1 protein-coding gene and 1 pseudogene are annotated in these 719 nt (G+C 74.4%); both read right to left on the minus strand.

All coding sequences use genetic code 11. The annotated features are described in order from the left end of the window. Positions 1 to 81: 81 nt before the first annotated feature. Positions 82 to 597 (minus strand): GNAT family N-acetyltransferase, encoded by a 516-nt coding sequence (locus tag FV228_RS31600; protein WP_147857960.1) that lies wholly within the window; start codon positions 595 to 597, stop codon positions 82 to 84. Then, a pseudogene (locus FV228_RS34640) lies at positions 594 to 719 on the minus strand (tRNA (adenosine(37)-N6)-threonylcarbamoyltransferase complex dimerization subunit type 1 TsaB); the annotation flags it as partial. The pseudogene FV228_RS34640 and the gene FV228_RS31600, both read right to left, overlap by 4 nt.

Here is a 719-nt window from a genome sequence, read left to right on the forward strand (position 1 = left end):
ACCCAGTGCGGCGGGCCCAGCGCCAGGAAGGCGAGGGCGAGGGCCGCGACTCGCACGGTGAGGCCGACGCGGCTCACGCCGTCACAGGTCGGCGCTCATGGTCAGCGCGGTCGCCCGGCTGCCGTCGGCCTTGAGGTAATAGCCCGTGCGCTCGCCGACCTTCCGGAAGCCGTGGCGGGCGTAGAGCTTGAGCGCCGGCACGTTGCCCTCGTCGACCTCCAGATGCACCCGGGCGACCCCGGAATGCGCCAGGCTCGACAGGTGATCGCGCAGGAGCCGGCGGCTATGGCCGCCGCCGCGCAGCGTCGGCGACAGCACGACGGTGAGGATCTCGGCCTCGTCGGCCGCGCGGCGCGACAGGACGAACCCCTGAAGCGTCCCGGTCCGCCACAGGGCGTGCGCCTGCGTCGAGCGTTCGCACAGCATGCGCTCGAATTCGTGGGCCTCCCAGGGCCGGGCGAACGCCGTGGCGTGGAGCCGGGCCAGGGCCGGAGCCTGCGCGGCGTCGGTGAGCGGGGCGACGTAGGGCTGCGGCGTGAGGGCATCCCACCACGCAGCCCACCAGTCGAGCGGCCAGAACGGGATGGGACGCGTCATTGCCGCGCGATCCTCGCGTGATCCTGAGGCCGCGCATCGGCCCCGCGGAGGTAGAGCGGCCGCGGCAGGGCCTGGGCCGGGTCGGCCACGAGACCGAGCGACGCCACGGCGGTGATGTCGGG

It is taken from the genome of Methylobacterium sp. WL18, from assembly GCF_008040015.1.
GTDB lineage: Bacteria > Pseudomonadota > Alphaproteobacteria > Rhizobiales > Beijerinckiaceae > Methylobacterium > Methylobacterium mesophilicum.